At 60.7% G+C, this 6,840-nt stretch carries 4 protein-coding genes; 2 read left to right on the top strand and 2 right to left on the bottom strand.

The features are described 5' to 3' along the window. The first annotated feature begins 219 nt into the window (after nt 1-219). Together ACURWW_RS16775 and ACURWW_RS16770 are read left to right on the top strand one after the other, a co-directional pair. Nucleotides 220-1,380 carry a DUF3089 domain-containing protein gene (locus ACURWW_RS16775; protein WP_445618264.1) on the top strand — a complete coding sequence of 387 codons (1,161 nt, stop codon included), beginning with the start codon at nt 220-222 and terminating at the stop codon, nt 1,378-1,380. Between the two features lie 390 nt (nt 1,381-1,770). After that, nucleotides 1,771-2,217, top strand: a complete 447-nt coding sequence (locus ACURWW_RS16770) for a hypothetical protein (RefSeq protein ID WP_445618263.1) — start codon at nt 1,771-1,773, stop codon at nt 2,215-2,217. A gap of 187 nt (nt 2,218-2,404) precedes the next feature. Here the strand turns inward: ACURWW_RS16770 and ACURWW_RS16765 are convergent, their stop codons facing one another. Both ACURWW_RS16765 and ACURWW_RS16760 read right to left on the bottom strand, forming a co-directional pair. Next, complete coding sequence (locus ACURWW_RS16765) at nt 2,405-5,542, bottom strand: efflux RND transporter permease subunit (protein ID WP_445618262.1); 3,138 nt, start codon at nt 5,540-5,542, stop codon at nt 2,405-2,407. A gap of 61 nt (nt 5,543-5,603) precedes the next feature. Continuing rightward, complete coding sequence (locus ACURWW_RS16760; RefSeq protein WP_445618261.1) at nt 5,604-6,635, bottom strand: efflux RND transporter periplasmic adaptor subunit; 1,032 nt, start codon at nt 6,633-6,635, stop codon at nt 5,604-5,606. Between the last annotated feature and the right edge of the window lie 205 nt (nt 6,636-6,840).

Here is a 6,840-nt window from a genome sequence, read left to right as displayed (position 1 = left end):
GTCGAACTTACCTGCCCCTCATTCGCGCCCCGGTAGCTAGCCAGAGTCGCAGGACAGATACAAGGTTGGGTTAGGCCAAAGGCCGTAACCCAACAACCACACCATTCCCTCCTAATCCCCCAACTCCGCTTCCCAGGTTAATTTATGTATGGACCCAGCAATTCGCCGTGGGCTGCGATAAAGTGGAGGGCTTTCCGAACGGCAATAAGGGAGAACAACATGCTTTCACGCAGCCTGATAATGACCGGCGCCCTGCTGGCGACCTTCAGTGGCGGTGTCCTCGCCCAGGACACCGCGCCCGATTACAGCGAGTTGGATAGCTGGCTCTGTCACCCCGACAACGATCAGGACGCTTGTGATCGAAATCTGGACACCACCTACATTGCGGCTGACGGCAGTTTTTCCCGCGTTCCTTTCGAGGAAGGCAAGGAGCAGGACATCGATTGCTTCTACGTTTATCCCACCACCTCCATGGACGAAAGCGGCAACAGTGACCTGATTCCGGGCGAGCAGGGTGAAATCATCACCGCCTATCTCCAGACCGCACGCCTGCGCAAACACTGTAAGGTTTATGCGCCCATCTATCGGCAGGTAACCATCCCGGCGCTGCGCGCGCGCATGACGGGCCAGCCGATCGAGATCGATCCCACCATGAACTACCGGGATGTGCTGGATGCCTGGAATCACTACATGGAGCACGAGAACAACGGGCGCGGCTTTGTGCTGGTGGGGCACTCCCAGGGCTCTGGTTTGTTGAACCGCCTGATCGCTACCGAGATCGATGGCAAGCCCGTTCAGCAGCAACTGGTTTCCGCCATCATTGGCGGCTCCACCGTAACCGTGGAGCCGGGAAAGAAAACGGGCGGCACCTTCAAAAATATTCCCGTTTGCGAAACGGCGGACCAGAACGGCTGCGTGATCGCCTTTGCCACCTATCGCGATCGCATTCCGCCGCCCGATAACGGCATGTTCGGCCGGGGTTCTGAAAGCAAGCAGGCGGTCTGCACCAATCCCGCCAGCCTGAGCGGCGGCAAGGCCGAACTCGATGCCCGGCTGTCCAGTATCGGTGAAATCGCTCCCAGCTTTGGCAGCTACAAGCCCTGGGTAAGCGACGGCAAGACCGTTGAAACCCCGTTCGTCAGCCTTCCCGGTATGCTGTATGGCGAATGCGTTCAGAAGGGCAACTTCCACTATCTGGAAGTGAGCGTGAAAGGCGACCCCAGCGATCCGCGCCTCGACGACATCATCGGGGACCTGTACTCCGGCGGTGAAGGCGAACTCAACCCTTCCTGGGGGCTGCACCTGATCGACATGAGCCTGGTGATGGGCAACCTGGTGGACATTGTGGGCCAGCAAGCCGAGGCCTATACCAGCCGATAAATCCTCCCGGAACAAGCGGGCTTCCTGCCCGCTTTTCCGTCTGGCAAAGGCGTGGCTCAAGAACTCAAGCTGCTCCAGAGCCGGAACTTGTCCGTGTCTGTCCGGGTTTCGGCGGCCCGGCCAGCGTCATAACCCGCGATCTCCACCCCCCGCGACCCATCCTTGTGCAAGCGGCCAACTCAGTTGCAAGTCGGGTTCGTCGCCCCTGTCCCTTTATTCCCGCCCAAGCAGGTTTTCCAGTGCCGCGACGAACAGGCGCTTCCGTTCTCAGTTCTTGTTGCTATTGGCGGAAAAGAGCACTCGCCGGCAACACTGCAGGACGCGAACTGTCTGTGTGAGTGTGCCAGAGAGGACACCATCGACAATTCGCCATCCGGCAGGGAGGCTGTTGTGAAAAGCTTGCGAAAGGGAGTGGCGCTGGCAGCAGTGTCACTGATGTGTTTCACCACAGGATGCGGCTATTTTCTCTACCCGGAACGAGTGGGGCAAAGCGGTGGGCGCGTGGACCCGGCTGTGCTGGTGCTCGACGCCGCCGGGTTGTTGTTCGGCATCATTCCGGGCGTTATCGCCTTTGCAGTGGACCTGAGCACCGGCGCCATCTATCTGCCGCCGGGCGAATCCAACGTGATCGAGCGCCACGAGGACCGTTTGTCCCGGTTCCAGGTTCCCATAAAGGCTATCGCCAGCGAGGATCTCCACTTCGATCCCGCCGGGGTGGCGGAACGGCTCTCTCTCGAACTCGGCCAGCCGATCAATCCGTCCGACATCCATTACTACCAGGTCGTAAACGAAAGCGCCAAGCCGGTGTTCCTGGCCGTAAGTGACAGACTTGAATAGCGGGTGTTGGGTTACGCTGCGCTAACCCAACCTACATTTGCTGCGAACATCGGTTGGGTTGAGGAACTTGATCCTGGCGCCGAACCTGTAGGTTGGGTTAGGCCGAGGCCGTAACCCAACACCGCCACCGCGAAACATTCGTTGGGTTACGCTTCGCTAACCCAACCTACATATGGCGTGGAGATTGTCAGGCTTCGAGCGGCGTTTCAGCTGCGGCCGCCGGCGCCTTGTTGCGCGCCACAAACTTCTCCACCGCCACGTAGAACATGGGCACGAAGAAGGTGGCGAGAAAGGTGGCTGAAGCCATGCCGCCGATCACCCCGATACCAATGGCGTTCTGGCTCGCCGACCCCGCACCGCTTGCAATGGCCATGGGCAGCACCCCGAGCATGAAGGCCATGGACGTCATGATGATGGGGCGAAAACGCTGCTTGGTCGCACGCATGGTCGCGTCCATCAGATCGTGACCGTCTTCGTATAGTCGCTTTGCAAACTCCACAATTAGAATCGCGTTCTTTGCCGTCAGGCCAATGGCCGTGAGCAGGGCCACCTGGAAGTACACATCGTTGTACTGTCCGGTAGACCAGGAGGCCAGCGCGGCGCCGATCACCCCGAGCGGCACCACCAGTATGATGGCGAAGGGCACGGACCAACTCTCGTAAAGGGCTGCCAGCGACAGAAAGACCACCAGAATGGACAGGGTATAAAGCAGGGGCGCCTGGGCTCCCGACTGGCGCTCTTCATAGGAGATGCCGGACCACTGGAGGGAAAACTCTCCCGGGAGTTCGTCCACCAGTTTCTCCATCGCCATCATCGCTTCACCGGAACTGACACCCGGCGCAGGCGAACCCTGGATGTTGATGGAAGCGCTGCCGTTGAAGCGTTCCAGTTTGGGCGAACCATAAATCCAGCTCCCGGAGGAGAACTCGCTGAACGGGATCATCTCCCCCTGGTTGTTGCGCACATACCAGTCGCCAATGTTGTCCGGCGACATCCGGTAGGGCGCATCCCCCTGAATGTAAACCTTCTTGATCCGCCCCTGGTCCAGGAAGTCGTTGACGTAGCCGGAGCCCCAGGCGGTTTGCAAAGTCTGATTGATGTCCGCCAGGTTCAATCCCAGCGCCGTGGCCTTTTCGCTGTCGATGTCCAGCTTGAACTGGGCCACGTCGTCGAAGCCGTTGGGGCGGACGCCCATGAGCTTTGGATTCTGAGCTGCCGCACCCAGCAACTGGCCGCGGGCCTGCATGAGCGCGTCATGTCCCGCCCCGGCCTGGTCCACCAATTGGAGGTCGAAACCGGAGGAGTTACCCAGTTCCTGAATCGGCGGCGGGAAGAACGCAAAAGCGGCGGCGTCTTTCAGGGACATAAAGAAGCCGTTGAGGCGATTGGCAATTGCCATCACGCTTTGCTCGTCGTCCGGACGCTCGGACCAGTCCTTCAGTCGCAGCACCCCGAAACCGGCGTTCTGCGCGACCCCGGATGGGTTCATCCCGGAAAGCGTCAGCATGTGCTCGACGTTGTCATCTTCCGCACTGCGCAGGTAATCCTCCACCTGCTTCATGGTTTCCAGAGTGCGGTCAACGGTCGCGCCGGGAGGTGTGTTGACCATCATGAACAAGGAACCCTGGTCTTCATTGGGCAGGAAGGCGCCGGGCATGCGCATCAGTATCAGCACGAGGCCGCCCACCAGCACCACGTACACCATCAGAAAGCGCGGTACTTTCCGGCTCATGAACCCTGCGGTTTTCTGGTGAATGTCCCGGAACCGGTTGAAGTGCCGGTTGAACCAGCCAAAGAAGCCCGTTTGCTGTTCGCCGTGGCCCTCCTTCGCCGGCCGGAGCAGGGTGGCGCATAGGGTGGGGGAGAGTACCAGAGCCACGAATACCGACAGGGTGATTGCGGATACCACAGTGAGCGAGAACTGCCGATAGATAACCCCGGCCGATCCGGTGAAGAAGGCCATGGGAATGAACACCGCCGACAGCACCAGGCCGATCCCCACCAGCGCACCGGAGATCTGCTCCATGGATTTGCGGGTCGCCTCTCGCGGCGAGAGCTTCTCCTCCACAATCAGGCGTTCCACGTTCTCCACCACTACGATGGCGTCATCCACCAGCAATCCGATGGTAAGCACGATGGCGAACATGGTCAGGGTGTTGATGGTAAAGCCGAAGGCGAACAGAACCCCCATTGTGCCGAGCAGAACCACCGGCACCGAAATGGCGGGAATCAGGGTTGCGCGCAGGTTCTGGAGGAAGAGGAACATGACCAGCAGTACCAGCCCTGCCGCTTCCGCCAGAGTCTTCAGCACGCCATTGATCGAATGGCGCACGAAGGGCGTAGAATCGTTGGGATACACCACCACCAGCTGCTCGGGTAAGTAAGGCCGCATGTTTTCAATGCGTTCTTTGACTGCGTCCGCGGTTTCCAGCGCATTGGCGCCGGAGGCCAGGGTGACCGCCAGGCCGGCGGCGGGCTTGCGCTCGTAACGCACGTTGCGCTCGTAGCTCTGGGAGCCCAGTTCCACACGCGCTACGTCGCCCAGCCGCACCTGGGAGCCGTCCGGGTTGACCCGCAAAATGATGCGGCGAAATTCGTCTTCGGTCTGCAGGCGCGATTGTGCCGAGAGGGTGGCCGTGAGCTGTTGCCCCTCAACAGCCGGGAGGCCGCCGATCTGACCGGCGGACACGTCCGTGTTCTGGGCCTGAATGGCGCTTCTCACATCGGAAACAGCCAGGTTATAGCTGTACAGCTTGTTCGGATCCAGCCAGATGCGCATGGCGCGAGGTGAGCCGAACACCTGCACATCCCCGACCCCGTTCACGCGGGCGACGGCTTCCTTGATCTGTGAGGACACCATGTCCCCCAGTTCTTCAAGGCTCAGACTGCCGTCAGTGGAGGAAAAACTGGCGATCAACAGGAAGGCGGAGTTGGCCTTGCGCACCGACACGCCCTGGGTCTGCACCTCCTGGGGTAGCTGGGGCAGTGCGGCCTGGACCTTGTTCTGGGTCTGTACCTGCGCGATGTCCGGGTCCGCCTCGGGTTCAAAGGTCAGCGTGATAGTCGCCATACCGTCGGTACTCGAAGACGCAAAGTAGCGCAGGTAATCAATGCCCGTCAGCTGCTGCTCGATCACCTGGGTGACGCTGTTCTCCATGGTTTTCGCCGAGGCGCCGGGGAAGGCGGCAGTGACCGTAATGGTCGGTGGCGCAACGCTCGGGTAAAGCTCCACGGGAAGGCGAAAAATGGAAATGGCTCCGAAGAGCATGATCATGATTGCAATCACCCAGGCAAAGACCGGGCGATCAATAAAGAATCTGGACACGTAGTTCTATCCTGTGAATTGAGAGAGCTGCGGAGCTATGCGTTGCGGGTCGAAGAGATTGTCAGCGACCCGCGAGAGAGGCGCGTGCCCGATCGTCCGGTCCATAGGCGACGGTGGATACGCTGGCTCCCGGGCTGAGCTTCTGATAGCCCTGCATCACGATCACATCGCCCGGCTGGAGGCCATCGCTCACAATCCACTGGTCCGCGTACTGACCTTCGGCGACCACGGTAACCGGCTGCGCGGTGTTGTCCGGCCCCACGGTCCACACCTGCAGTTGGCCGTTCGGGTTGCGACTGGTTGCGCGCTGGGGAACCAGCACAGCGTCCCGTTCACCCGTGAGGATTTGCGCTTTCACGAACAGGCCCGGCAGGAGGACATGATCCGGATTGGGGAGAGCGGCCCGCAGCAGAACCGAGCCCGTGGATTGGTCGACCGTTACACCACCAAACTCCAGCGTACCCTGGTGGGCGTATTCCTGCCCATGGCCGCCGATTCGCAGGCTTACCGCAGGGCGATTGTTTTCCTGCAATGCCTGTCGCAGTTTCCAGTACTCGGTGCTCGACTGGGGCATGTCCACGTAAATCGGGTCGAGCTGGGTGATCCGGGTGAGGGTCTGGGCCTGGTTCTGGGTGACCAGCGCGCCTTCGGTCACTTCGGAGATCCCGATGCGGCCGCTGATCGGCGCCAGCACCCTGGTATAACGCAGATTGATTTCGGCACTGGAGATGGCCGCCTTCGCGGCCGCAATGCTGGCCTTTGCCTGGTCGTAACCGGCCTGGGCGTCTTCCAGGTCCTGCTGGCTGATCGCCTGGCTCTTCACCAGCCCCTCGTACCGATCAAGGCGCGACTTGGCCACTCGCGCGGCCGCCTCAGCCCGTTGGAGTTCGGCTTTAGCGCGCTCCAGTTCGGCGCGATAGCTGGAGTCGTCGATCTGGTAAAGCTGCTCGCCCGCTTCGACCATTGCCCCTTCAGTGAACAAGCGCCGAGTGACGATGCCACTGACCTGGGGACGGATTTCCGCCACCTTGGCGGCCACGGTGCGGCCGGGCAGTTCTTCTTTCAGGCTGATGCGCTGGGGCTGAATACTCATGACCGCCACCTCCGGTGCCGATGCGCCGGGAGTAGCGGCTTGGCCTCCGCCTTCGCAGGCCATTAACGCGGAGCCGAGGCCAAAGACCGTCACCGCGTAGAAAAGGGAACGCAAGGATTGGCGCCGGACGCCAGGTGAACTCTGGTGCATGTTTCGAGGACTCGTCGTCGATAGAGGTAGGAGGGTAGGCCGTAATGCAAACGGC

The sequence above is a fragment of the Gilvimarinus sp. F26214L genome (assembly GCF_054401055.1).
Note: the sequence above shows the minus strand (reverse complement) of the source record. Positions and strands in the feature narration are given on the sequence as shown.

Bases quoted from the DNA above. Each gene is read 5' to 3' on its own strand.
- ACURWW_RS16760 (WP_445618261.1), bottom strand. From the start codon at position 6,635: ATGAGTATTCAGCCCCAGCGCATCAGCCTGAAAGAAGAACTGCCCGGC.
- ACURWW_RS16775 (WP_445618264.1), top strand. From the start codon at position 220: ATGCTTTCACGCAGCCTGATAATGACCGGCGCCCTGCTGGCGACCTTC.